Genomic DNA, 26,712 nt, shown 5'->3' with positions numbered 1-26,712 from the left:
CAATCTAATGTCTCGCCGATTTTACAATCGGCGAATTCGACAGAAAAATAGCAACAACCTAATTACAATGAACCGTAATTGCTAGCCCACCACGCGATGTTTCTCGATATTTTGCATTCATATCCTTTCCTGTTTCATACATTGTTTTAATAACTTTATCTAAAGATACTTTTGCTGCAGTAATTCGTCTTAAAGCCATTCTTGTTGCATTTATCGATTTTACTGCGGCAATGGCATTTCGCTCAATACAAGGAACCTGAACTTGGCCTGCAACTGGATCACAAGTCAAGCCTAAGTTATGCTCCATTGCTATTTCTGCCGCCATGCATACTTGTTGAGGATTACCGCCTAAAAGCTCAGCAAGTCCTGCCGCAGCCATAGAACAAGCAACGCCAACTTCCCCTTGACATCCCACTTCTGCACCAGAAATAGAAGCATTTATTTGATAAAGTTGTCCTATTGCGCCACAAGTTAGAAAGAAACGAATATAAATATCAGGTGTAACTGGATTAATAAATTTATCATAATAAGCGAGCACAGCAGGTATAATACCACATGCACCATTTGTTGGCGCAGTAACCACTCGTCCTCCTGCTGCATTTTCCTCACTAACTGCAAGCGCAAACATATTTACCCAATCAATAATCACCATTGGATCACTAATAAATTTATCCTTAGTGGTAGACAATTGACGGTATAACGAAAACGCACGACGAGGAACTTTAAGTGGTCCTGGTAATAGCCCTTCTGTATTCATACCTCGTTTGATACATTCCAAAATAGTTTGCCCAACACGAGAAAAATAGGATTCAATTTCTTCATAAGAGTGTATTTGCAACTCATTTTTCATCATAATACTAGAAATTGATAATGAGTTATCTTCACAATGTTTTAATAATTGCTCAGCTGAAGCAAATGGATAAGGAAATTTTACTGAATCCTGCTCTTGTTGACCAAATTGCTCTTCTTCAACAACCTGACCACCGCCAACAGAATAATAAGTTTTCTGAAAAACTAATTTATCGCCGCTATATGCAGTCAAAGTCATACCATTTTCATGTAATGGTAAAAATTTAGAATGAAACACCATACAACTTTCCAACGGAAAATCGATTTCATAACGATCATTGTAAATAGATAACCGCTGAGTTTGGCTAAGTTTTTCGATAACACTTGGAATACTATCAATATCAACAGAATCAGGTTTTTCACCAGCTAATCCCATAATAATAGCAATATCTGTTTGATGACCTTTGCCTGTTAACGACAAAGAGCCATAAACATCAGCCACAATTTTTGTTACTGATGCCATCATATTATTACTGATTAGTTGATCTATGAATGCCTTCCCTGCCCTCATTGGTCCTACTGTATGTGAGCTTGAAGGTCCAATGCCAATTTTAAATATTTCAAATACCGAACTCATATTTTTCCCTTTTGATGCAAAACATAAATTAATACTGCTATCCTAGTGATATCTTTACGAATTAACTTTTGCTAATAAAATAACCAATAATCATCTTGCCACTTACCCCATACTGATACCTAGGTATCACTTTTGAAATTATGAAAATAAGTTTTAATACCCATTAATAGTTAATTCTTGCTATATCGGTAGATTATTTTACTAGTAGCTGTATTTACCTACCAACGAATGCCAGTAGGTTTTATATATTAAATAAACAAGTAAGTGGTAATTACCCATGAATTAAATTTTATAATAAATTATAGATAGCGGCTGAAATTGCAACTAATCCCATAACAACAATAAACACATTACTTAGCCTTCCTTTATATTTTGCTAGTACAGGTAATTTATGAATTGCATACATTGGCATTAAAAACAACAACACAGCTAAAATTGGGCCACCAAGTGATTCAATAAGACCTAAAATACTTGGATTTAATGTTGCAACCCCCCAAGCAGTTACAAACATAAAGGCAATAGCTAATTTATCAAGTTTGTTTTCTGAAATTGTTTTATTACGGCTACGCAAAAATTTATTAACAACACCATTAAATCCTTCTTTACCACCTAGATAGTGACCTAAAAACGATTTAGCCATTGCAATAAATGCAATTGGAGGACCAATATACTCAATAACAGGTGAATTAAATCGATTAGCCAAATATGACAACGTTGAGATATTTTGAGCTTTTGCATCTAAAAGTTCAGCAGGCGACAAGCAAAGCGCACAACTAAAAACAAAAAACATCACTGTTACAACCATCATGATATTGCTTGCTGCAATAATTTTAGTACATTTAGGTTCAGCATAAACGTCACCATATTCTTTACGTTTAGCTACCGCTAAAGATGAAATAATTGGTGAATGATTAAATGCAAAAACCATAACAGGAATAACTAACCAAAGTGTCATTAAAATACTTTGTTCTCCGTCACTACTACCAAAAGACAAATTGGTAAAAATTTCACCATTCCACTCAGGAATTAAAAATAACGCTAAAATCATTAAAACGGCAATAAATGGAAAAACTAATATTGACATAACTTTAACAATAAGTTCTTCGCCAAAGTGAACAATTGACATTAAAAATGCAACTAAAACAAATGAAAGTAAAGCTCGTGGTAATGACTCCATTCCTAATTGATGAACCATAAAGCTATCTACTGTATTTGTAATACCAACGCTATATACTAATAATATTGGGTAAATTGCAAAAAAATAAAGTACAGTTATCCAGTTTCCTGCTGTGCGCCCAAAAGCCTCTTCAACAACAACGGTAATATCGCCATCGCGACTTTTACCTGATAATACAAATCGACACAAAGCTTGATGAGCAAAAAATGTCATAGGAAAGGCAAGAACCAACATAACCAGCAATGGAATTAACCCACCGACACCTGCATTAATTGGTAGAAAAAGTACTCCAGCACCAATCGCTGTACCATAAAGGCTAAGCATCCATAACGTATCACTTTTTCGCCATTTAGGTAATTTTGATTCTTTACATGAATCTATTACATTTTCGTTAGTCATTAACGTACTCATTTTGAACTACTCCTCAATCTAAAATTCTGCGCATATGATATCAATTTAATAACTTTTACAAAGTGATCTTTATCACACAAACACAAAAAATTAAATATAATCAATATGATGAAAAATATCCAATTTGATACCTAGCAAAATAAAAATTAATAAAGTATTAATATTGATACAAAAAAGTAAAACATACTGCCATTCTATAGCCAAATAATCTGTATTTAGCGACTATAATTTAAAAACATACTTTATTAATGCTGAGTTGGAGGTATTACAAGAATTCCATATTAAAAATAACAATAAAATTACTTTAGTGTTACGCTTGGTACTGCTAAACTAGCTCACATTTTTATCATATATATTTATAAATAAATTTTTTTAGGATAAATTTATGCGAACCAGTAAATATCTTCTTTCTACGTTAAAAGAAACACCTGCTGATGCTGAAGTCATTAGCCATCAATTAATGTTACGTGCAGGCATGATCCGCAAAGTGGCTGCTGGATTATATACTTGGCTTCCCACTGGTTACCGCGTACTTAAAAAAGTAGAAAATATTGTCCGTGAAGAGATGAATAAAGCCGGTGCAATAGAAGTATTAATGCCAGTTGTACAGCCTGCTGATATTTGGCAAGAAAGCGGACGTTGGGAACAATATGGTCCTGAATTATTACGTATTAAAGATCGTGGCGACCGTGATTTTGTTCTAGGCCCAACTCATGAAGAAGTCATTACAGACTTACTACGTAATGAAGTTAGCTCATATAAACAATTACCACTTAACGTGTATCAAATTCAAACCAAATTTCGAGATGAAGTACGCCCTCGCTTTGGTGTGATGCGTTCACGTGAATTTATTATGAAAGATGCATACTCTTTCCATACTACACAAGAATCATTACAAGAAACTTATGATGAGATGTATAAAGCCTATAGCGCAGTTTTTACACGTGCAGGTTTAAACTTTAGAGCGGTGCGTGCTGATACAGGATCAATTGGTGGTAACTGGTCACATGAGTTCCAAGTATTAGCCGACAGTGGCGAAGATGATATTGTTTTTTCAACCGAATCTGATTATGCGGCTAACATAGAAATGGCTCAAGCATTAGCACCAACACAAAAACGCGCTGAACCTACAAAAGCAATGGAGTTAGTCGATACTCCCAATGCCAAAACTATTGACGAATTAGTCGAACAATTCAATTTACCGATTGAAAAAACCGTAAAAACCTTGATGGTTAAAGCCACGAAAGAGAGTGGTCATCAATTAGTAGCTTTACTGGTTCGAGGTGATCATACATTAAATGAAATCAAAGCAGAAAAAATTGATATTGTTGCCTCACCACTAGAATTTGCAACCGAAGAAGAAATCCGTGCGATTGTGAATGCAGGGCCAGGCTCATTAGGTCCAATTAACTTAAATATGCCTGTTATTATTGACCGTGACGTGGCTGTGATGAGCGATTTTAGCGCTGGTGCCAATATTGATCATAAACACTATTTTAATATCAATTGGGAACGTGACACTGCTTTACCTCGCATTGAAGACATCCGTAATGTGGTTGAAGGAGATATTAGTCCTGATGGCAGAGGCACATTACAAATTAAACGTGGTATTGAAGTGGGACATATCTTCCAACTTGGCACAAAATATTCACAAGCAATGAAAGCAACAGTCCAAGGTGAAGATGGACAAAACCACGTTATGATTATGGGGTGTTACGGCATTGGAGTAAGCCGCATTGTAGCTGCTGCAATTGAACAATGTCATGACGATCGTGGTATTGTATGGCCAGAAGCGATTGCTCCATTTAGCGTTGTCATTATTCCAATGAACATGCACAAATCCGAAAAAGTTCAAGCAACAGCCGAAAAACTTTATGCTGATTTACAAGCTGCTGGCATTGAAGTTTTATTTGACGATCGAAAAGAGCGCCCTGGCGTAATGTTTGCTGATGCGGAACTAATCGGGATCCCTCACACTATCGTAATTGGTGAACGCAACCTCGGTAATGGAGAAGTGGAATACAAACACCGTTCAGGTGGTGATAAAGTAATGGTGAAAGTCAACAATATCATTGAATTTATCCAAAACCGCCGTCAAAAAGTATAATAAATCCAATCATAAAAATCAAAATAACAACAACGTATTAATATAGTTGTTGTTATTTTACCAATTCAAGAATAAACATTATTATTCATAACACATATTACATCAAATAAGTTAAACCCTTAATTATAAATTCAAAGTGATATTGTTGTTTTTTTCAGCTAGAATAAATCAACGCAACTCTTATTTTAATTGGTTAGAATAATGTTAAAAAAAACAATCGCATTGGTATTATCCACCTCATTATTATTACAAAGTACATCTATCGTTTATGCTGATAATATTAACCTCCCTGATATTGGCACTGCGGCAGCCACAACGCTTAGCATTGGCCAAGAAATGGAAATGGGCGATTATTATATGCGAATGTTACGAGCAAGTGCTCCCATAATAAACGACCCTGTTTTAAACCAATATATTAATGATCTAGGCAAAAAATTAGTATCAAAATCAGAATCAGTAAAAACGCCATTCCATTTTTATATTATGAAAAGTGACGTACTTAACGCATTTGCTTTTTTTGGTGGAAATGTCGTCATTCATTCTAAACTAATATTAGACACCGACAATGAAAGCCAATTAGCCTCTGTTATGTCTCATGAAATTGGCCATGTCACCCAACGCCATTTAGCCAGAGCAATGGAAAACCAAAACCGTAATAGCCCTTATGTTTGGGGTGCAACATTAGGCTCTCTACTACTAACATTAGCCAATCCCGAAGCTGGCATGGCGGCGATGACAAGCACCATGGCAGGATCAGCTCAAAATATGATTAGTTTTACGCAAAGTAATGAACAAGAAGCCGATCGTGTTGGTTTAAGAACGCTTGCTAAAGCAGGGTTTGATCCTTATGCTTCATCAGAATTTCTACAAAAACTTGCCGATCAAAGCCGATTTAGTAGTAAAGCTCCCGAAATTTTACTTACTCACCCATTACCTAACAGCCGATTAACCGATATTCGAAATCGTTCATTGCAATATAGCAAAAAAAATGTATCTCCGTCATTAAACTACTATTTAGCGAAAGCTCGATTGGCCATATTAATGGCTAAAAATAAAAATACCGCAAAGCTATTAGTTGAAGATTATAAAAAACTAAACAATGAACAAAGTAAAACAGCTATTATTTATGCTAATGCTTTAGCAGATAATCTAAGTGGAAATAATCAAAAAGCGAAACAACAACTACAGCCATTATTAGATAGTGATCCCAATAATATTTGGTATATTGATTTAATGACTGATATTGATTTAGCGCTCAACAATAGCAGTACTGCAATCACTCGTCTACAAGCAGCATTAAAAAAAGCACCAAACAGTTCTGCATTGCAACTAAACTTAGCTAATGCGTATATAAAAAACAAAAATTATCAACAAGCCGTAAGCTTGTTACATCGCTATACTTTTGACCATAATGATGACTCAAATGGATGGGAATTACTCATCACTGCTTACGGGGGATTACATGCAAGAGCAAAAGAAATGAGTGCTAGAGCGGAATTAATTGCATTAGAAGGTCAATTTCAACAATCCATACAACTACTACAAAACGCTAAGAATCAAACAAAAGGCGATCAGACAATGATTTCCAAAATTGATGCAAGAATTAATCAATTAAAGCAGCTACAAAAACGTTATGCAGCTTATAAACGATAATTTTATTAACAAAACCTTCTCGACTAATTATTTACACACCCATTAGTCGAGAAGATAAAAAAATACTTATTTATCAACTAAATGATCCACATTATTGAAGAATTTTACAGTAAATGTCCCTTCAGATTGTTCATTACCTTGCTTATAATTAACCACACTAATGCTAGTATTTAACATTCGAGGGAAATAATCCTCATCACGATGTAAACGCCAATCACCACCATTTAAAACACAAAGTAATATACGTAATACCGTTCCATGTGACACAACCAAAATATTACCCGTATCTTGAGGTGCATTTTTTACAATAGTATTTAACCCCTGCTTCATACGCAAAAGGGTATCAAAATAATTTTCACCTTGATTGACCGAAGCATCAAAATTAGCAGGATCTGTCAAATAAGTAGTGAATTCTGGAAACTCCTTTTTCAATTGAGGGACTTTCTTGCCTTCCCAAATGCCAAAATCCATCTCACGCAGATCAGCAAGCTCAAAAGTAGGAATAACTATATTATTTTCTTTAACAATATAATCTCGAGTTTCCATAGCTCGTTGTTGTGTACTTGAGTATGCTTGCATAAAAGGAACATTTTTTAAATGTTGTCCTGTCACTTTAGCACCCAAAATACCTTGATCTGTTAAAGGTGAATTTTGAGAACCTTGCATCTGATCTTTAATATTCCATTGCGTTTGACCATGTCTAATTAAATATAAATTAATATCTTTCATTCGTACTAACTACCTTTTTTATTTTAAGATTCTGTTTTTTCATATTTATCTTTTCTTAGATACGACAAGCAAGTCTGCAAAACATCATCCATTGGTGCATTTAATTGCATTTCTTGCAAACTTTTAGGATGAATAAATCTTACGCTTGCTGCATGTAAAAATAAACGATTAAGCTTAGTATCAGCTAATAACGCATCAAATTGCCTATCGCCATAACGATCATCAAAAGCAATTGGATGGCTTGCGTATTGAGTGTGTATGCGAATTTGGTGTGTACGCCCAGTAACAGGGCTTGCTTTAATCAAAGTGGCAAAATTGAAGCGCTCCTCAACTTTAAAACGCGTTTCAGAAGGCTTACCCTCTTTATCAACCTTTACCACACGCTCACCGCTTTTTAATACATTTTTAAGCAGTGGGGCTTGTATTACTTTACATTCAGAAGGCCAATTCCCCTTAACAAGTGCCAAATAATTTTTTTGCATTTGCTTCAGGCGCAACTGCTCGTGTAGCGCTTTTAGTGCTGAGCGTTTTTTGGCAATCAATAACACGCCCGATGTTTCGCGATCTATGCGATGCACCAGCTCCAAAAATTTCGCTTCAGGTCTTAAGGCGCGTAATCCTTCAATTACACCAAAACTTAAGCCACTACCGCCATGAACAGCAATACCCGATGGCTTATTAATTGCCAACATTACCTCATCTTCATAAATGATTGCCTTTTCTAAATCAGCGACTTTATTAAGCTTGGTCGAAATCTCTGGCGTGGGTTTTTCAGTCATACGAACAGGAGGAATACGAATTTCATCGCCAATATTTAATTTATATTCAGGTTTAATCCGTTTTTTATTAACACGAACCTCACCCTTTCTTAAAATGCGATAAATCATACTTTTTGGCACACCTTTTAAATAGGTGATTAAAAAGTTATCAATACGCTGTGTCGCATTTTCCTCAGAAATAGTAACAAATGAGACTTGTAGTTTTGTATGTGGAACCGTTGAGTGCATAAGGAATGATTAATCCGCCGTCAATAAATAAAATCGTTTTACATTACTCAAAAATAAACTACACTATCGTAGTAAAAATAAGATAGATTATATTCAATATAATTAAAGAAGAAAGATTATAGCGAAATCTGAGGGAATAAAATAGTATGTTATCATTGCTTAATCAATACTCACAAGCTAGATTGGCTTGGTTCTTATTGTTCTTTTCTACTTTTACTTTTGAAATAACCGCACTTTATTTTCAACATGGTTTAGGGCTTGCGCCTTGTACTCTCTGCATTTATCAGCGTTGCGCTATTTTTGGTATCATGTTGGCTAGCATTATTGGAATAATTGCTCCTCGCAACATTTTTGTTCGATTAATAGGTATTTTCATTTGGCTTTTTAGCGCCTATAAAGGCTTTTCATTAGCAACATTTCATGCTCATCTACAATTTGAACCTAATCTAAATGATACTTGCTCAATTAACGTACACTTTCCTACTTGGCTACCATTAGATTCGTGGTTTCCTAGTTTGTTTAATGCTTATGGTTCATGTGCCGATAAAATTTGGACATTTCTAACAATTGAAATGTCACAATGGATGATTATTATTTTTGCTTGCTATTTTATTGTTGGTTTGGCTGTATTAATATCTCAGTTCTTTTTATCCTCAAAAAATTCAATCTGGAGTAAATGACTTTATTTATAAAACTAGCACTTTTTGTTGAGTTTGTTAGAATGTGTGATAATTTTATTTTACAAACGTCACACATAAATGCTTTTGGAATACCACCCACCTATTGAACCTTGGCTATCGATTTTGCATCAAGACGACCATATTGTGGTTGTAAATAAACAACCAGGTATTTTGTCGGTTTCGGGCAATAAACCTCAATTTATTGATAGTATTATTCACCGATTGCAACAAAAATATAGCTACGTCGAATCCGTGCATCGGTTAGATATGGCAACCAGTGGTATCATGGTTGCCGCACTTTCTAAACTCGCCGATCGAGAGATAAAAAAACAATTTCGTGAACGTATTCCTAAAAAAACCTATATTGCTGTAGTGCATGGGCATCTTGAGCAAGATTCTGGTCGTGTTGAATTACCCCTAATTTGTGATTGGCCCAATCGACCAAGGCAAATGGTCGATTTAGAAAATGGCAAACATGCGCTGACAGAGTATCAAGTCATTTCACGCAATCCAGACAACACAACACGAGTGCAATTATTTCCGTTTACTGGGCGATCACATCAATTACGGGTACATATGCAAGCCATTGGTCACCCTATTTTAGGCGATAAATTCTATGCCCACCCTGAAGCCTTTACTATGTCTAAAAGGCTGCTATTGCATGCTCAATTACTAACAATTAACCATCCTAAAACAGGCGAAAGTATGACGTTTAGCTGCGAACCTGATTTTTAAAAATAGAAATATAAAATTAGCGACCATTATATAAAATCTGCTCATGCGAATAAAAGATAAACAACTGATATAAAGGAAATTAAAATGCAAAAAATTGTTTTAGCAACGAATAATCAAGGCAAAGTCAATGAATTGCAAACATTACTCGCTAATGCAGGTTTTGATATTATTGCACAAAGCCAATTTAATATACCGGATGCCGACGAAACAGGCTTAACATTTATTGAAAATGCACTTTTAAAAGCAAGACATACTGCCAAATTAACTGGACTGTCCGCCATTGCTGATGACTCTGGTTTAGCGGTCGATGCACTTGATGGGCAACCTGGGATCTATTCTGCTCGTTATGCAGGTGAACACGGTAACGACAAAAGTAACAATCAAAAATTACTTAAAGCATTACAAAATATCCCAAAAGAAAAACGTACCGCTTACTTTTATTGTGCGCTAGTTTTTATGCGACACGAAAACGACCCAACACCTATCATCTGCTTAGGAAAATGGGATGGTTTAATTTTAAATGAAGAACAAGGTGATGGGGGATTTGGCTATGATCCACTTTTTTATGTACCAGAACTAGGCTGCACCGCAGCACAGCTAACAAAAGAACAAAAAAGCCAAATATCACATCGAGGTCAAGCTCTAAAACAATTGATTGAAAAAATTAAAACTGCTTAGCAAACTTATTTATACTCGAAATTGCATATCAAGAAGTAAACAGTATATACTTAATACATTAATGATATTGGAGTTAATATTTTGATTATAATGATAGTAAGTGGTCGCTCTGGATCGGGAAAATCAATCGCCCTACGCGCTCTAGAAGATATGGGATTTTATTGTGTTGATAATATCCCAGTTGCTTTATTACCTCAATTAGCCAACTCATTAAAAAACCACAACACGCCAGTTGCAGTTAGCATTGATATTCGAAATTTGCCTGAACAATTTGATTTTAATAATGATATATTTCAACGTTTACCCGAATCGGTGACACCTGAAATACTTTTCCTCGATTGTAGTCGTAATACGTTAATTCGACGCTATAGTGAAACACGACGGATACATCCATTAACCAATCAACACTATTCTCTTGAAGAAGCAATAGATCTTGAAGAAAAATATCTAGAACCTTTAAAATCTAACGCAAGCCTAGTTATAAATACCGATGACCTATCAGTACATGAACTATCAGACATATTAAGATCACGTATTTTAGGTAAAAAAGAGCGTGAATTAACCTTTATTTTTGAATCATTTGGCTTTAAACATGGCTTACCCATTGATGCTGATTTTGTATTTGATGTCAGGTTTTTACCTAACCCACATTGGGAAGTGAATTTGCGCCCATTAACAGGATTAGATAAGCCAGTAAAAGAATATTTATTACAACACAATGAAGTATCCAATTTTATCTATCAAACCGCCAATTACTTAAATCAATGGATACCTTTATTAGAAAAAAACAACCGCAGTTACTTAACCATTGCTATTGGATGTACAGGTGGTCAACATCGTTCTGTCTTTATTGCTGAACAATTAGCCGCATTTTTTAAAGCACAAAACAAACAAGTAAAAATTCGCCATCGAACTTTAGAAAAAAAATGATGATTATCTTTCAATTTTAAAAATTCGATAATCTATCAATGTTTTTTTTACATTTTTCAAAAATATCTTTTAGTGTAGTTTTATGATTAGCTGAAGCTGGTATTGCCGTAATTAATTGACTAACCTTGGTCAATTCAATATCTGAAGGTAAATTTGCAAGCTTCTGCCTTAATATATTAACTGTTTGTGGATGTGGATGACCAATAACAATAGCAACGCCATTTTTGCGTGCCAATTTTATCGCCAAATCAAATTGCAAGCTAATAGCACTTTCTTTTTGTTGAGCATCTAAAAATACATCACGCGTTAATACTGGGATGTTATAGTAGCTAGCAGCTTTTTTTATTTGAGTCTTACCGATTGTTTTACTATCTAAAAAAAACATCGAATATTGACTTAATGCTTTCATAACTTTTATCATACCAGTAAGATCCGCTGTCATCAAACTTCCCATATGATTATTAGCTCCAATCGCATAAGGCACTTGTTCAACAGCATTTGTCACTATTCGGTTTACTTCAGCTTCATCCATCGAAGGAAATAGAGTCTCTTTTTCTAGTGGCTGTTTACCTAATGGAGCCATAGGTAAGTGAATTAACACATCATTACCATTATTATGGGCTATAGTTGCAATACGTTTAGCATTAGGCGAATTTGGTAAAACTGCAATAGTAATATTAGGAGAAAATGAAATTATTTGCTCTTCATTATGCTGGCGATAGCCAAAATCATCAATGACTATTGCAAGTTTTGCTGCCCATATATAGTTGGAATTTAGCACTAAGAAAATGATAAAAAAAAGGTTAATAAAACAACGCATTACTTTAACCACTCTCTCGGATCAAGTGCCTTACCATCGCGGCGAATCTCAAAATATAAAGCAGATATGTTTTTCCCACCACTTGAACCAACCAATGCAATAGGTTGGTCAATATGAATCTTATCACCCACCTCAACTAAAATACGCTGGTTATAACCATATAAACTCATATCACCTTTACCATGATCTAATGCAACAACAAAACCATAACCTTGTAACCAACTAGCCAAGATGACCCGTCCACCAGCAATGGCTTTAACTTGAGCACCATCTTTAGCATTAATCACCATCCCTTTCCAACGTAGCTCACCTTGGAGTGATTCTCCAAATTGATGTACAATATTACCATTCACTGGCCAATTAAACTGATGTTGTGGCTTACCAATACCACTTACGCGAGCCATTAATGCTAGCTCATCAGGATTAGGAGTATAACGAGAATTATTCTGCTTTTCTTCAATATATTTTGCTTGTTTTGCTTCTTCTTCTGCAATACGTCTATTTTTACGTTCAGCTTGAGCAATTTTAGCCTGTAGTTTAGCTTCATTATTACGCAAGTCGGTTAATTTTTGTTGATTTAATTGCATCAATGATTCAAGAGAATTTATCGTGTTTTGTCGATTTTGACGATTTTTTTCAAGTCCTACTTGTTGTTCTTTCTGTTTAATTTGTAATTCTTTATGCAAAACTTGTTTTTTTTGTAACTCAATTTTCTTCTCGATCAATTGGGTTTGAGTATCTTGAAGATTGTGAATTTGCTGTTGCCGTGCTTGATTAATGTAGCTGTAATAAGCAATTATACGATCATTACGTTCGCTCTTTTCGCCCGAAAAAATTAACTCCAAACCAGTTGTTTTGCCTAGTTTAAATGCACTTTCGAGCTGCTTTGATAATATAATTCGTTGATGTTTTTGTTTTATAGTTAATATATCAATTTGTTCAATCAACTTATTGATTTCTTGATCGAGTTTCTTAAGTGATAAGTCATTCTTTTCAATTGAGGTTAGAAGGTTAGCTATTTTGGTTTCTTGTTCTTTAAGATTATTAACCAACTGATTACGCTCTTCTTTTTGTTGTGCTAAACGCTTTTCTTGTTCTTCAATAGCGTGACGTAAAGATTGAAGTTGCTGATTATCATTAGCATATAAAAAACTAATTTTTATTAATCCAACAAAAACAATAACAATAATTTTCTGATAAACAGACATGGCGTTTATATTTATGATTTATAACCAAACAATAATGATAGTATCACTATACCGATAAATAGACCAAGATGCAAAATGAAACCCACACACAAAGTAGGATAATTTGTTTTTTTAGATAAAAAATTAGTATGTTTTGTATCTCATTTCTGAACGGAAAAATAGTTATTATTAAAGTGAGCTATCCGTGACTTTACTAATTTTGAATACAGGTCGAATTCACAATAAACAAATACATAACAACATACTAAAAGCTACTTTATACAGAATGCAAGTTTTTGGCATCCCTAGCGAAATATACCAAGAAATTTAACTACTAAAGTATGATTTACCGATGTTTTAATCTACGGTCAGAAAAGTACATTAATTAAAATATATAAATTTATTCATTATATACAATATTTATAATGAAAATTTATTGATGAAAGCATAATTAAAATCCATTAACAACTAGAAGCAAAATTATCAAGAATAGCAAGCAACACATTACGGTAAGTTGATAAAAATTTACTGTTGATAATTTGAGCCTAGGCAAAGCATTAGTCGATAGAAAAATTATTGCGATAATAAGGTCGTTGAGCTTTTCTTATACACTCAAAACATATATTATTTATGTTGTTACTACAATGACGAATCTGGCTAACAATATTATGAATATATTTAAATTTATTATAATCGTATACACCACAACTGAAGGTAAGTTATCGCCAGACCAATATAGACAACAATATTACCGAAATAACAAAATAATATAGGTATGTACGAAGCAATCTGATGATTCATGACACCTACTCATAAGAATCTATTAGCCAAATCAAACCTCAAAAGGAGTCATTAATGCAAGATGATAATAAAATATCAGATGATGAATTGAATCTAATAATTCAGCGATGTAAAAAAGCAACAAAAGGGCCATGGATATCATATGTAGAAGGTAGAGATCATACTAGTGGCTCAAATTTTATTCTCACAGGAACTGAATGTAATCGTGGAAAAAATATTGAACTTATTGGTGGAACAATAGATGATCCAGAATTTATTGCACACGCACGACAAGATATTCCCAAATTAATTAATGAAATTAAAAGATTAAAAAAAATAATTATTAAAAATAAGCAATAAATATGATCGTTTTTTTGATTCTATATTTGGACTTTACGTATTTATTTAAAAATTAATCAGCCTTTATTAACAATAATATTTATGGATCAACAATATCAAATCGGTATGTCCACACTTTTTAGTACCAAAAAGATAAGGTCATTGATTTCTTTTGTATTCAATCGGCGACTGGTAATTTAATGTTGAATGAAGTCGATTATAATTAAACCAATCCACATAGTGATTAAATTCCAACTTAAGTTGCGCCAGTGAATCAAAAATAGTATTTGACACAAATTCTGTTTTCACTGCTTTAAATGTGCTTTCTGCAATTGCGTTATCATAAGGACAGCCTTTGCGACTTAACGACCTTTTTTACAGGTGTATTTCGAAACCCAGCCATTTTTCGCCATGATTCGACCTATTTGGCGTCGAGACACGGTTATGCCTTGCTTTCTCAGCTCTGCTTGCAGACGCCTTGTACCATAAACTTGATAATTATTATTAAAAATTTCACCCACTATTTCACTCAGCGATATATCTTGTGGTTGCTGCGATAATTGCCGTTGATAATAGAAACGATTTCGGGTTACATTTAAACATCGACATAATGCACGTAAGCTGTATCGATGCTTATTATGTAAAATTAACTCGATTTTCTTCCCATTACCAACGCCGCTTGCTTTAGGATATCATTCTCCATTAACAAGCGTTTATTCTCTTTGCGTAGCGCGATAAGTTCGTTCTCTTCAGTTCGACGATTATCTTTTGCGATGAATGAGCCAGTAGTTTGGTACTGCGTTATCCACTTATCTAATGCTGACTTGGTGAGGTCATACTCTGAGACGATATCCACACGTTTTTTACCATTTTGATATAGCATGACCATTTGTTTTTTGAACTCGTTAGTAAAGCTACGTTTTGTTCTTCGCGATGAATCGATTGTCATTGTTGTTACCTTCTTTTATTTTTAGTTTATCATAACAATGACCTTATAAAACTGGTACTAATTAGTGTAGCCTATCCAAAGTTTCAAACAGGAAGATAAGCCGTATTTTACAACAATAAAAAAACAATGTTAAATATGGTTTTATAAATCTATTTTGGCTGAGCTATTAAAATTACCCCAGCAGAAACTGGGGATTAATCAATGAACGATTTATTGCTTATAGGAAGATAGAAAGAGAGCAAATCTTCCAATAGCCTCTTCAAGTTGGCCAGAATGAGGCAAAGCAACAATTCTAACGTGATCCGGTTTATGCCAATTAAAGCCAGTTCCTTGTACAAGTAATACTTTTTCTTGTAACAAAAAATCTAATACGAGTTTTTGGTCGTTATGGATGTTGAATTTTTTCTGATCTAATTTTGGAAATAGATACAAGGCACCTTGTGGTTTAGTACATGAAACCCCAGGGATTTCATTAAGTAAACGCCATGCCAACATACATTGATCATATAAGCGACCTCCAGGAACAATAAATTCATTGATGCTTTGGTAGCCTCCTAGCGCTCCTTGAATAGCATGTTGTAATGGCACATTAGCACATAAACGCATTGAAGCTAGCATATTTAAGCCTTCAATATAGCCTTTTACATGGTTTTTTGGGCCACAAAGCGCCATCCAGCCTTGCCTAAAACCAGCAACTCGATAAGTTTTTGATAGGCCACACATGGTAATGACAAATAAATCGGGGGCCAATGCGGCAATTGAATAATGCACTGCATCATCATATAAAATTTTATCGTAAATCTCATCAGCGAAGATGATTAGATTATTTTGACGAGCGATTTCAGCGATCTCAAGTAATACTTCTTTACTATAAACAGCGCCTGTCGGGTTGTTAGGATTAATAATTACTATTCCTTTAGTGTTTGGAGTTATTTTCCGTTTAATATCTTCAATATCAGGTGACCAATTTGATTCTTCATCGCAAAGATAGTGCACAGCGCTACCTCCAGACAAACTAATAGCTGCTGTCCATAATGGGTAATCAGGCATAGGTACGAGTATTTCATCTCCACTATTTAGTAAGGCCTGCATGGATTGAACGATTAATTCTGATACACCATTACCGATGTAAATATCTTCAACATCTAAACTATTAATTCCGCGAGCTTGATAATACTGCATGATTGCTTTACGAGCAGAATAAAGGCCTTTAGAATCGGAATATCCTTGTGAGGAAGGTAAGTTTCTAATCACATCAATTAATAATTCGTCAGGCGCAGCAAAACCGAACGGCGCTGGGTTTCCAATATTGAGTTTCAGGATAGTTTGACCTTCTTCTTCCAGTCGTTTTGCATGCTCTAGAATTGGACCACGGATATCGTAACAAACATGATCCAATTTTGTGGATTTTGAGAAATTTACCATAAGTTGCTCTTTTTAGTTCTTGTATTGATATTTTTACTGAAAAAAACAATCTACTCCTATTTCGATAATTTTTGAAGATGCTATTATAGTTAGCTCAATAAATATTATTTAATTGTCTATTTTTTGTGCGGAGGAGTGTTATGAAAACCATTTTAACGGTAATTGGTAAAGATCAAACAGGTATTATTGCTGGTATTAGCCAAAAGTTATATGAATTAGATATTAATATTTTAGATGTCAGCCAAACTATTATGGATGAGTATTTTACGATGATTATGTTACTTGACCTATCTAAAATTAATGTGTCATTTGATGAAGTAAAAACTGTGTTGATGCAAACAGGTGAAAATCTAAAAGTTAAAGTTAATCTTCAAAGAGAAGAAATTTTTGATGCTATGCATCGTTTATAATATTAATTCTATATTTTAATAAAAGGATAATACTAATGGAAACAAAACAAATCCTCGAAACCATTAAAATGATTGAGGAAGAAAAACTTGATATCCGCACAATAACCATGGGTATTTCTCTTCTTGATTGTATAGATAGTGATGGTGAAAAAGCACGCCAAAAGATTTATAACAAAATTACACGTCTGGCAAAAGATCTTGTTAAAGTAGGTGATCAGATTACTTCAGAATTCGGTATTCCAATAATCAATAAGCGTATTTCTGTTACGCCAATATCTTTAATTGCCGGTGCTAGTGATGATAAAGATTATGTAGCGTTTGCTAAAACTTTGGATGAAGCGGCCAAAGCAGTTGGTGTTAACTTTATTGGTGGATTTTCAGCACTGGTACAAAAAGGTTACCATAAAGGGGATGAAATTTTAATTAAATCAATTCCACAAGCACTTGCACAAACTGAACGAGTTTGCTCTTCGGTAAATGTTGGCTCTACACAAACCGGGATCAACATGGATGCAGTAAAGCAAATGGGAAATGTCATTAAAGAAGCTGCGCAATTAACAGCTGATAATAGTAGCATGGCCTGCGCTAAGTTAGTTGTGTTTGCTAATGCTGTTGAAGATAATCCATTTATGGCAGGTGCCTTTCATGGCGTAGGGGAAGCTGATTGCGTCATTAACGTTGGTGTCAGTGGTCCTGGTGTAGTTAAGCGAGCACTTGAAAAAGTCAAAGGTCAGCCATTTGATGTTGTAGCTGAGACTATCAAAAAAACTGCATTTAAAATTACTCGTATGGGGCAACTGGTCGGTAAAGAAGCTTCTGAACGTTTAGGCGTTAAATTTGGTATTGTCGATTTATCGTTAGCTCCAACCCCAGCAATTGGTGATTCGGTTGCACACATTTTAGAAGAAATGGGATTAGAAGCAGTTGGTACACACGGTACAACTGCAGCACTAGCTATGCTAAACGATGCGGTTAAAAAAGGTGGAGTAATGGCTTGTGGCCATGTTGGCGGATTAAGCGGTGCATTTATCCCTGTTTCGGAAGATGCAGGTATGATTGATGCTGTAAATAACGGTGCACTTAATCTTGAAAAACTAGAAGCAATGACCTGTGTTTGTTCTGTTGGACTGGATATGATTGCAATTCCAGGCGATACGCCAGCTGAAACTATTTCGGCGATCATTGCAGATGAGGCTGCAATAGGGGTGATTAACCACAAAACAACAGCGGTGCGAATTATTCCAGCCGAGGGATTAAAAGTAGGAGATAACATTGAATTTGGTGGTTTACTTGGCCATGCTCCCGTTATGTCAGTAAACAAATTTAGTTCATGTGATTTTATTAATCGAGGTGGAAGAATTCCCGCTCCAATTCATTCATTTAAAAACTAATATATTTATTTTAAATGAATATTTTCCCTTACTCCGTCTACAGCAAGGTAGGCGGATTATCGCTATAAATAATGAATATTCCTTATTTCATGAATTGGTGGCTTTTATTCGGGTATCTATTATCAAGGCTGCTTTTCTTGCCATAATAATTTTAAGTATATAATTTTTAATTATATAGTATTTGTACTTAAGTATATACCTAAAAGTGTGGTTTAAGATGTGGTTTAAAATGTACCTTACTGATACTTAATGGGCAATAAAATAGACTTTAAGGCTTGTTATTACTGGGTTTGGTGTGCTTTGCAGGGTTTAAAAGAATGTTGCTGTTTATTGATTTGGTGCGTGGGCGGGACTTGAAAAGCACTGTTTAAATCATTTTTCATAAAGCATTGTGTTTGTTTCTTCTGTTTGCCGTACCCCCATTTGTACCCCCAAAATAAAAACTGATCCCCAATATTAGGTATTTTAATCTTGCCAAATTGAAAGGTTAAAAATTGGTTTTAGAATTTTGACGGTGTAAAAATTTATCTAGGTGAGCGGTATCCGTTAATTATGTTTTAGATTTTTATACCTCCCCCCATAAAAATAAAATTTTATAAAAAAGTGTTCACGGTGTTCACTACTTGCTTGAAGCCTTATTATAAAAGGGTTTGAGCGGTGAACACTTAATGATTTACTATTCACAAGTGTACACTTAAAGTGTTCACCACAAGATAAATAATGGATTAATTTAGATCTAACTATATATGTTTAGCTAAATATTCCACCATTTCTTTATTATTTAAAAAAGAATAAAATCTTTTTGCTAAGGCTTTTATTCTTGTATATCGTTTTGCTTCACTAAGTTGTTTTTCGGCACAATAACAATTAAGACCATCATACATATCAAAGTAATCATAATAGATAAAAAGCCAATAGTGCTTTATTCTATGAAAATATCTGTTTCCAAATTCTATATATTTAAATACAAAACTATGAAGAAGATCGCCAATATCTTCTAAACTATTACATATCATAATTTTTTGGCTAAAAAGTCTCATGAAAACTAAACAGCTATAATTAATGCTTGGTACTGATGAATCCCCTAATGATTTTTATCAAAATCATTAAGTTAAGGTAGATACACATCTTGTCATATGATCAAATGGTTTCGCCAAAAATCAATAATCAGACAACAAAATGTGCGAACTCGATATTTTACACGACTCTCTTTACCAATTCTGCCCCGAATTACACTTAAAACGACTCAACAGCTTAACGTTGGCTTGCCACGCCTTACTTGACTGTAAAACTCTCACTCTTACCGAACTTGGCCGTAACCTGCCAACCAAAGCGAGAACAAAACATAACATCAAACGAATCGACCGATTGTTAGGTAATCGTCACCTCCACAAAGAGCGACTCGCTGTATACCGTTGGCATGCTAGCTTTATCTGTTCGGGCAATACGATGCCCATTGTACTTGTTGACTGGTCTGATATCCGTGAGCAAAAACGGCTTATGGTATTGCGAGCTTCAGTCGCACTACACGGTCGTTCTGTTACTCTTTATGAGAAAGCGTTCCCGCTTTCAGAGCAATGTTCAAAGAAAGCTCATGACCAATTTCTAGCCGACCTTGCGAGCATTCTACCGAGTAACACCACACCGCTCATTGTCAGTGATGCTGGCTTTAAAGTGCCATGGTATAAATCCGTTGAGAAGCTGGGTTGGTACTGGTTAAGTCGAGTAAGAGGAAAAGTACAATATGCAGACCTAGGAGCGGAAAACTGGAAACCTATCAGCAACTTACATGATATGTCATCTAGTCACTCAAAGACTTTAGGCTATAAGAGGCTGACTAAAAGCAATCCAATCTCATGCCAAATTCTATTGTATAAATCTCGCTCTAAAGGCCGAAAAAATCAGCGCTCGACACGGACTCATTGTCACCACCCGTCACCTAAAATCTACTCAGCGTCGGCAAAGGAGCCATGGATTCTAGCAACTAACTTACCTGTTGAAATTCGAACACCCAAACAACTTGTTAATATCTATTCGAAGCGAATGCAGATTGAAGAAACCTTCCGAGACTTGAAAAGTCCTGCCTACGGACTAGGCCTACGCCATAGCCGAACGAGCAGCTCAGAGCGTTTTGATATCATGCTGCTAATCGCCCTGATGCTTCAACTAACATGTTGGCTTGCGGGCGTTCATGCTCAGAAACAAGGTTGGGACAAGCACTTCCAGGCTAACACAGTCAGAAATCGAAACGTACTCTCAACAGTTCGCTTAGGCATGGAAGTTTTGCGGCATTCTGGCTACACAATAACAAGGGAAGACTCACTCGTGGCTGCAACCCTGCTTACTCAAAATCTATTCACACATGGTTACGTTTTGGGGAAATTATGAGGGGATCTCTCAGTGCTCAGCATGTTTGAGTGCTTTACTCGCCGCGGGTTGAGAAATATGTAAAACTTCAGCCGCACGCGTTAAGGAACCACAAGTCATTACAGCATAAAAGATATCGAGATGTCTTAATTTCATTCCATGTAGCCTACTGATTATTTATTTCTACGGACTATTCTAACGAATAAAGTATAAATAATCAGATATACTCGTCATAATTCAAATTTTGGTTTAGTTGTCACGAGAATTAATTCGTAAACGTGCAAGCTAAATAGATTGACTAGGGGAATATACGGGGTAAGAAAGCGGCTCGGCATACTGCCCTATAATAAATTGTTAGGAGAAGTACGCCGAGTAGTGTGTAGCTATTAGGTAAAGTATGTACCAATTTCAATAAATATTTTAATTAAGATACTGTTTGAAATATCAACAATAAAGGCACCGACCATAGGAACGACAAGGAAAGCTTTATGTGATGGTCCAAATGCTTTTGTGACTGTTTGCATATTCGCAATTGCTGTTGGTGTTGCTCCCATACCAAAGCCACAGTGACCCGCGCTGATCACGACAGCATCATAATCTTTGCCCATCATTTTGAAGGTGACAAAGCAGGCAAATAGCACCATGACAACAGTTTGTACAGCAATGATAATTAATACTGGCCCTGCCATGCTTGCCAATTGACCAAATTTTAATGACATTAACGCCATTGCCAAGAAAAGCGATAAAGCAACGCTACCTAATACATCGACGGTCGGCTCAAACACTTCGTGTTTAAATACATGAGTCAGTGTATTACGGATAATAATACCGACAAATAAACACCAGACAAAAGTAGGCAGTTGCAGAAAAGTATCTTTAAACAATGCACTGATATAGCCACCAACAACAATACAGATAATCAGCATTGAAATGGTTTCAATAACGTTATTTGCATTGATTTTTCTTTTGACGCTTGGTTGCTCAAAAGCTTCAACGATAGTGTCGCGCTCTTGCTCGGTTGTTTTAGGAATAGAGACCTTTTTCAAAAGATGACGGGCAACAGGGCCGCCAACTAAACCACCCAACACTAATCCAAGTGTTGCACAAGCCATCGCTAATTCAACGGCGCCTGTTACACCATATTTATCAGCGAGAATAGGGCCCCATGCTCCGGCATTACCATGACCACCTGTTAGAGTAATTGAACCTGCAATTAAGCCAATAAATGGACTTTCATTCATCATGACAGCCATACTCATGCCGACAGTATTTTGAATGGCGATTAGGATCGTTACTGCAATAGTTAATAGAACTAACGGCTTTCCTCCTTTAATCAGTCGAGAAAAGTCAGAACTTAGCCCGATAGAGGAAAAGAATGTGAGCATTAATAAACTTTGCAATGAAGCATCAAAAGTAAACGAATAACCTGATGTTTTATCAATAATTAACAGAACAATTGCAACAATAAAGCCACCAACGACGGCTTCTGGTATGTGGTTTTTTTGTAGGAACGGGGTAAATTTTACGACAAACATTCCTATGAGTAGCGCGATACATGCGACTAATAATGTATAACTGGCATCTAGGATCATTTTTTTACCTCTATTAGTTTACCAGAATTTTCACTATAACAATTTAACAATAGTGAAAAATGAAGTTACTTTGGTTAACTAATCTTTAACAATGAGTTTTATTAGGGTATCCATAACTTTTAGTTAATAGGGTCATAATTTTAGTGTGATCTTAATCATGAAATATTAAAAAGATTAAAATAACAACAATGGTATTTAATGATGGGTAAACCTAAATACCATGCGGGATCCGCACTATTTTCGGTGATAGCAAAAAATAAAAAAGTATAAATAATAAACAAAATTATAAGAGAAGGAGAACATGATAAGCGCAGGCCGAGCAATTTAAAGAAGTGTGATATACAACATAAAACAGCAGCATGACCTTTCTATATTTCGTTGCTTATCGAAGTGTTAATTTTCGGGTGGATTACTCTGTTTGTTGATTAATAACGGAGAAAAATATGATTGCTGTAATATTTGAGGTGCAAATACAACCCGACCAACAAACTCGCTATTTGACTTTAGCTGAGGAGTTAAGACCACTATTAAGTCATGTAGCTGGTTTTATTTCAATTGAACGTTTTCAAAGTCTAGCTACAGAAGGAAAAATGTTATCGCTATCTTGGTGGGAAAACGAATACGCAGTTCTGCAATGGAAAAATCATGTTTTACATGCGAAAGCTCAACAAGAAGGGCGAGAGTCAATATTTGATTTTTACAAAATTAGTATTGCTCATATTACTCGCGAATATTCATTTAAAAAGGACAAGGATAATGTTTGATGTTCACGTTGTTTTAGATAATCAAATAGGACAATTAGCATTACTAGGAAAAACATTAGGTAATAAAGGTATTGGATTGGAAGGGGGAGGGATATTTACGGTTGGTGATGAATGCCATGCTCATTTTCTTGTTGAACAAGGAAAGGAAGCTAAAATAGCGCTAGAGCAAGCTGGACTGTTAGTACTTGCGATCCGGACACCATTAATTCGTAAGTTAAAACAGGAAAAACCGGGGGAACTTGGCGAAATAGCACGAGTATTGGCGGAGAATAACATTAATATTTTAGTGCAATACAGTGACCATGCTAACCAACTGATATTAATAACGGACAATGATAGTATGGCTGCATCTGTTACGCTCCCTTGGGCAATAAAGTGAACTTGCGATGGCTAATTTAATACGAAAAGAGGTTACCTTTGAGTCCTCAATAGCCGCGATAGGGGCGGCTATGTCTGACATTTCACGAGTTAAAATACTCAGTGCTTTGATGGATGGGCGAGCTTGGACGGCCACTGAGCTAAGTTCTGTGGCGAATATATCAGCTTCAACGGCGAGCAGTCATTTATCTAAATTATTAGATTGCCAGCTAATCACAGTAGTAGCTCAAGGCAAGCATCGTTATTTTCGGCTAGCAGGAAAAGATATTGCTGAATTGATGGAAAGTATGATGGGGATCTCCTTAAACCATGGCGTACATGCCAAAGTTTCCACGCCAGTGCATTTACGAAAAGCACGTACTTGCTATGATCATTTAGCTGGCGAAGTTGCCGTTAAGATCTATGATTCCCTTTGTCAACAGCAATGGATCACTGAAAATGGTTCAATGATCACATTAAGTGGTATTCAATATTTTCATGAAATGGGAATTGACGTTCCTTCCAAACATTCACGTAAAATCTGTTGTGCGTGTTTAGATTGGAGTGAACGCCGTTTCCATTTAGGTGGGTACGTTGGAGCCGCATTATTTTCGCTTTATGAATCTAAAGGGTGGTTAACTCGACATCTTGGTTACCGTGAAGTTACCATCACGGAAAAAGGTTATGCTGCTTTTAAGACCCACTTTCACATTTAAGTTGTTTTTCTAATCCGCATATGATCAATTCAAGGCCGAATAAGAAGGCTGGCTCTGCACCTTGGTGATCAAATAATTCGATAGCTTGTCGTAATAATGGCGGCATACTATCAGTAGTAGGTGTTTCCCTTTCTTCTTTAGCGACTTGATGCTCTTGATCTTCCAATACGCAACCTAAAGTAAAATGCCCCACAGCGCTGAGTGCATATAATGCATTCTCTAGTGAAAAACCTTGTTGGCATAAAAAGGCTAATTGATTTTCGAGAGTTTCATACTGTTTTTCTGTAGGCCGTGTACCTAAATGTACTTTTGCTCCATCGCGATGACTTAGTAAAGCACATCTAAAACTTTTAGCGTTATTACGTAAAAAATCTTGCCAGCTTTCCCCTTCTAAAGGGCAAAAGTGAGTATGGTGCCTATCTAACATCTCAATGGCTAAGGCGTCGAGCAAAGCCCGCTTATTTTTTACATGCCAATACAATGTAGGCTGCTCTACACCTAGCTTCTGGGCGAGTTTACGGGTTGTTAAACCTTCGATTCCGACCTCATTAAGCAGCTCTAATGCGCTGTTAATCACTTTACTTTTATCTAATCTAGACATCATTAATTCCTAATTTTTGTTGACACTCTATCATTGATAGAGTTATTTTACCACTCCCTATAAGTGATAGAGAAAAGTGAAATGAATAGTTCGACAAAGATCGCATTGGTAATTACGTTACTCGATGCCATGGGGATTGGCCTTATCATGCCAGTCTTGCCAACGTTATTACGTGAATTTATTGCTTCGGAAGATATCGCTAACCACTTTGGCGTATTGCTTGCACTTTATGCGTTAATGCAGGTTATCTTTGCTCCTTGGCTTGGAAAAATGTCTGACCGATTTGGTCGGCGCCCAGTGCTGTTGTTGTCATTAATAGGCGCATCGCTGGATTACTTATTGCTGGCTTTTTCAAGTGCGCTTTGGATGCTGTATTTAGGCCGTTTGCTTTCAGGGATCACAGGAGCTACTGGGGCTGTCGCGGCATCGGTCATTGCCGATACCACCTCAGCTTCTCAACGCGTGAAGTGGTTCGGTTGGTTAGGGGCAAGTTTTGGGCTTGGTTTAATAGCGGGGCCTATTATTGGTGGTTTTGCAGGAGAGATTTCACCGCATAGTCCCTTTTTTATCGCTGCGTTGCTAAATATTGTCACTTTCCTTGTGGTTATGTTTTGGTTCCGTGAAACCAAAAATACACGTGATAATACAGATACCGAAGTAGGGGTTGAGACGCAATCGAATTCGGTATACATCACTTTATTTAAAACGATGCCCATTTTGTTGATTATTTATTTTTCAGCGCAATTGATAGGCCAAATTCCCGCAACGGTGTGGGTGCTATTTACCGAAAATCGTTTTGGATGGAATAGCATGATGGTTGGCTTTTCATTAGCGGGTCTTGGTCTTTTACACTCAGTATTCCAAGCCTTTGTGGCAGGAAGAATAGCCACTAAATGGGGCGAAAAAACGGCAGTACTGCTCGGATTTATTGCAGATAGTAGTGCATTTGCCTTTTTAGCGTTTATATCTGAAGGTTGGTTAGTTTTCCCTGTTTTAATTTTATTGGCTGGTGGTGGGATCGCTTTACCTGCATTACAGGGAGTGATGTCTATCCAAACAAAGAGTCATCAGCAAGGTGCTTTACAGGGATTATTGGTGAGCCTTACCAATGCAACCGGTGTTATTGGCCCATTACTGTTTGCTGTTATTTATAATCATTCACTACCAATTTGGGATGGCTGGATTTGGATTATTGGTTTAGCGTTTTACTGTATTATTATCCTGCTATCGATGACCTTCATGTTAACCCCTCAAGCTCAGGGGAGTAAACAGGAGACAAGTGCTTAGTTATTTCGTCACCAAATGATGTTATTCCGCGAAATATAATGACCCTCTTGATAACCCAAGAGGGCATTTTGGATCGGCTACACTAATTCATACAACTTTTTTAAGGGGTAAGGTAAACTTATCACAACTAAAAAAGGAACAAATATGAATAAGATTAAACGCAAAAGACGAACATTCACAGATGATTTTAAACA

Annotated in this window: 24 protein-coding genes and 2 pseudogenes; 14 read left to right on the top strand and 12 right to left on the bottom strand. The window is 35.8% G+C overall.

The window, feature by feature from the left end; all coding sequences use genetic code 11:
- Window positions 1–58: 58 nt before the first annotated feature.
- Together A9G32_RS09205 and A9G32_RS09200 are read right to left on the bottom strand one after the other, a co-directional pair.
- Window positions 59–1,426 (bottom strand): L-serine ammonia-lyase, encoded by a 1,368-nt coding sequence (locus A9G32_RS09205; protein WP_065590662.1) that lies wholly within the window; start codon window positions 1,424–1,426, stop codon window positions 59–61.
- A gap of 289 nt (window positions 1,427–1,715) precedes the next feature.
- A complete protein-coding gene (locus A9G32_RS09200) occupies window positions 1,716–3,014 on the bottom strand; it encodes a serine/threonine transporter (RefSeq protein WP_081296806.1) in 1,299 nt (432 codons plus the stop codon).
- A 385-nt stretch (window positions 3,015–3,399) separates the two neighbouring features.
- Here A9G32_RS09200 and proS point away from each other — a divergent pair, with 385 nt between their 5' ends.
- Together proS and A9G32_RS09190 are read left to right on the top strand one after the other, a co-directional pair.
- On the top strand, window positions 3,400–5,121 hold the full coding sequence (gene proS / locus A9G32_RS09195) for a proline--tRNA ligase (RefSeq protein WP_065590661.1): 1,722 nt from the start codon (window positions 3,400–3,402) through the stop codon (window positions 5,119–5,121).
- 201 nt (window positions 5,122–5,322) lie between these two features.
- Window positions 5,323–6,774 carry a beta-barrel assembly-enhancing protease gene (locus A9G32_RS09190; RefSeq protein ID WP_065590660.1) on the top strand — a complete coding sequence of 484 codons (1,452 nt, stop codon included), beginning with the start codon at window positions 5,323–5,325 and terminating at the stop codon, window positions 6,772–6,774.
- A 66-nt stretch (window positions 6,775–6,840) separates the two neighbouring features.
- On the opposite strand, the gene A9G32_RS09185 is transcribed toward A9G32_RS09190, so the two are convergent.
- Both A9G32_RS09185 and rluC read right to left on the bottom strand, forming a co-directional pair.
- A complete protein-coding gene (locus A9G32_RS09185; protein WP_065590659.1) occupies window positions 6,841–7,503 on the bottom strand; it encodes a histidine phosphatase family protein in 663 nt (220 codons plus the stop codon).
- A gap of 23 nt (window positions 7,504–7,526) precedes the next feature.
- Window positions 7,527–8,510 carry a 23S rRNA pseudouridine(955/2504/2580) synthase RluC gene (gene rluC, locus A9G32_RS09180; protein ID WP_065590658.1) on the bottom strand — a complete coding sequence of 328 codons (984 nt, stop codon included), beginning with the start codon at window positions 8,508–8,510 and terminating at the stop codon, window positions 7,527–7,529.
- Window positions 8,511–8,656: 146 nt separating this feature from the next.
- Between rluC and dsbB the strand changes: the two genes are divergently transcribed.
- The 4 genes from dsbB (at window position 8,657) to rapZ (ending at window position 11,533) form a co-directional block, all read left to right on the top strand.
- On the top strand, window positions 8,657–9,190 hold the full coding sequence (dsbB, locus tag A9G32_RS09175) for a disulfide bond formation protein DsbB (RefSeq protein ID WP_065590657.1): 534 nt from the start codon (window positions 8,657–8,659) through the stop codon (window positions 9,188–9,190).
- A 78-nt stretch (window positions 9,191–9,268) separates the two neighbouring features.
- Entirely contained in the window at window positions 9,269–9,925 is a 657-nt protein-coding gene (gene rluA / locus A9G32_RS09170; RefSeq protein WP_065590656.1) for a bifunctional tRNA pseudouridine(32) synthase/23S rRNA pseudouridine(746) synthase RluA, read from the top strand.
- Window positions 9,926–10,009: 84 nt separating this feature from the next.
- Window positions 10,010–10,603: an XTP/dITP diphosphatase gene (locus A9G32_RS09165; RefSeq protein ID WP_065590655.1), complete on the top strand. Its 594-nt coding sequence runs from the start codon at window positions 10,010–10,012 to the stop codon at window positions 10,601–10,603.
- Window positions 10,604–10,684: 81 nt separating this feature from the next.
- Window positions 10,685–11,533, top strand: a complete 849-nt coding sequence (gene rapZ / locus A9G32_RS09160; protein ID WP_065590654.1) for an RNase adapter RapZ — start codon at window positions 10,685–10,687, stop codon at window positions 11,531–11,533.
- A 16-nt stretch (window positions 11,534–11,549) separates the two neighbouring features.
- Here rapZ and A9G32_RS09155 read toward each other — a convergent pair whose 3' ends face one another.
- Both A9G32_RS09155 and envC read right to left on the bottom strand, forming a co-directional pair.
- The gene (locus A9G32_RS09155; protein ID WP_065590653.1) at window positions 11,550–12,353 is read right to left on the bottom strand and encodes a divergent polysaccharide deacetylase family protein; all 804 of its coding nucleotides are present in this window, start codon (window positions 12,351–12,353) and stop codon (window positions 11,550–11,552) included.
- Window positions 12,353–13,561 (bottom strand): murein hydrolase activator EnvC, encoded by a 1,209-nt coding sequence (envC, locus tag A9G32_RS09150; RefSeq protein ID WP_065590652.1) that lies wholly within the window; start codon window positions 13,559–13,561, stop codon window positions 12,353–12,355. Before envC ends, A9G32_RS09155 begins: the two co-directional genes overlap by 1 nt.
- Before the next feature lie 834 nt (window positions 13,562–14,395).
- On the opposite strand from envC, the gene A9G32_RS09145 reads away from it, so the two are divergent.
- A complete protein-coding gene (locus A9G32_RS09145; RefSeq protein ID WP_065590651.1) occupies window positions 14,396–14,680 on the top strand; it encodes a hypothetical protein in 285 nt (94 codons plus the stop codon).
- Between the two features lie 138 nt (window positions 14,681–14,818).
- Here the strand turns inward: A9G32_RS09145 and A9G32_RS12640 are convergent.
- Window positions 14,819–15,608 (bottom strand): annotated as a pseudogene (locus tag A9G32_RS12640) (IS3 family transposase).
- A 210-nt stretch (window positions 15,609–15,818) separates the two neighbouring features.
- Complete coding sequence (locus tag A9G32_RS09135; RefSeq protein ID WP_065590649.1) at window positions 15,819–17,033, bottom strand: pyridoxal phosphate-dependent aminotransferase; 1,215 nt, start codon at window positions 17,031–17,033, stop codon at window positions 15,819–15,821.
- Window positions 17,034–17,173: 140 nt separating this feature from the next.
- On the opposite strand from A9G32_RS09135, the gene A9G32_RS09130 reads away from it, so the two are divergent.
- Together A9G32_RS09130 and A9G32_RS09125 are read left to right on the top strand one after the other, a co-directional pair.
- On the top strand, window positions 17,174–17,443 hold the full coding sequence (locus A9G32_RS09130; protein WP_065560430.1) for an ACT domain-containing protein: 270 nt from the start codon (window positions 17,174–17,176) through the stop codon (window positions 17,441–17,443).
- Window positions 17,444–17,478: 35 nt separating this feature from the next.
- Entirely contained in the window at window positions 17,479–18,834 is a 1,356-nt protein-coding gene (locus tag A9G32_RS09125; protein ID WP_065590648.1) for a PFL family protein, read from the top strand.
- Between the two features lie 740 nt (window positions 18,835–19,574).
- Here A9G32_RS09125 and A9G32_RS09120 read toward each other — a convergent pair.
- Complete coding sequence (locus A9G32_RS09120) at window positions 19,575–19,874, bottom strand: hypothetical protein (RefSeq protein ID WP_065577680.1); 300 nt, start codon at window positions 19,872–19,874, stop codon at window positions 19,575–19,577.
- A gap of 139 nt (window positions 19,875–20,013) precedes the next feature.
- Between A9G32_RS09120 and A9G32_RS09115 the strand changes: the two genes are divergently transcribed.
- The gene (locus tag A9G32_RS09115) at window positions 20,014–21,222 is read left to right on the top strand and encodes an IS4-like element ISVsa5 family transposase (protein WP_001352368.1); all 1,209 of its coding nucleotides are present in this window, start codon (window positions 20,014–20,016) and stop codon (window positions 21,220–21,222) included.
- 15 nt (window positions 21,223–21,237) lie between these two features.
- Here A9G32_RS09115 and A9G32_RS09110 read toward each other — a convergent pair.
- Window positions 21,238–21,357: pseudogene (locus A9G32_RS09110) on the bottom strand (LysR family transcriptional regulator); the annotation flags it as partial.
- Window positions 21,358–21,587: 230 nt separating this feature from the next.
- A complete protein-coding gene (gltS, locus tag A9G32_RS09105; RefSeq protein WP_000599533.1) occupies window positions 21,588–22,793 on the bottom strand; it encodes a sodium/glutamate symporter in 1,206 nt (401 codons plus the stop codon).
- Window positions 22,794–23,236: 443 nt separating this feature from the next.
- On the opposite strand from gltS, the gene A9G32_RS09100 reads away from it, so the two are divergent.
- Genes A9G32_RS09100 through A9G32_RS09090 form a run of 3 tightly spaced genes read left to right on the top strand, consistent with a single transcriptional unit; the run spans window position 23,237 to window position 24,630 of the window.
- Window positions 23,237–23,557: an antibiotic biosynthesis monooxygenase family protein gene (locus A9G32_RS09100; protein ID WP_000562370.1), complete on the top strand. Its 321-nt coding sequence runs from the start codon at window positions 23,237–23,239 to the stop codon at window positions 23,555–23,557.
- Complete coding sequence (locus A9G32_RS09095; protein WP_000460651.1) at window positions 23,550–23,936, top strand: hypothetical protein; 387 nt, start codon at window positions 23,550–23,552, stop codon at window positions 23,934–23,936. The genes A9G32_RS09100 and A9G32_RS09095 overlap by 8 nt, the downstream gene beginning before the upstream one ends.
- 7 nt (window positions 23,937–23,943) lie before the next feature.
- The gene (locus A9G32_RS09090) at window positions 23,944–24,630 is read left to right on the top strand and encodes an ArsR/SmtB family transcription factor (RefSeq protein ID WP_001284954.1); all 687 of its coding nucleotides are present in this window, start codon (window positions 23,944–23,946) and stop codon (window positions 24,628–24,630) included.
- Here the strand turns inward: A9G32_RS09090 and tetR(B) are convergent.
- The gene (gene tetR(B) / locus A9G32_RS09085) at window positions 24,608–25,231 is read right to left on the bottom strand and encodes a tetracycline resistance transcriptional repressor TetR(B) (RefSeq protein WP_000088605.1); all 624 of its coding nucleotides are present in this window, start codon (window positions 25,229–25,231) and stop codon (window positions 24,608–24,610) included. The two genes, A9G32_RS09090 and tetR(B), sit on opposite strands and share 23 nt — an antisense overlap.
- An 81-nt stretch (window positions 25,232–25,312) precedes the next feature.
- Here tetR(B) and tet(B) point away from each other — a divergent pair, with 81 nt between their 5' ends.
- Entirely contained in the window at window positions 25,313–26,518 is a 1,206-nt protein-coding gene (tet(B), locus tag A9G32_RS09080; protein WP_001089072.1) for a tetracycline efflux MFS transporter Tet(B), read from the top strand.
- Window positions 26,519–26,712 lie beyond the last annotated feature (194 nt).

The sequence above is a fragment of the Gilliamella sp. Gris3-2 genome, from assembly GCF_001690345.1.
Classification (GTDB): Bacteria; Pseudomonadota; Gammaproteobacteria; order Enterobacterales; family Orbaceae; genus Gilliamella; species Gilliamella bombi.
The sequence above is the reverse complement of the archived record's forward strand: the minus strand, read 5'-3'. Positions and strand labels throughout refer to the sequence as shown.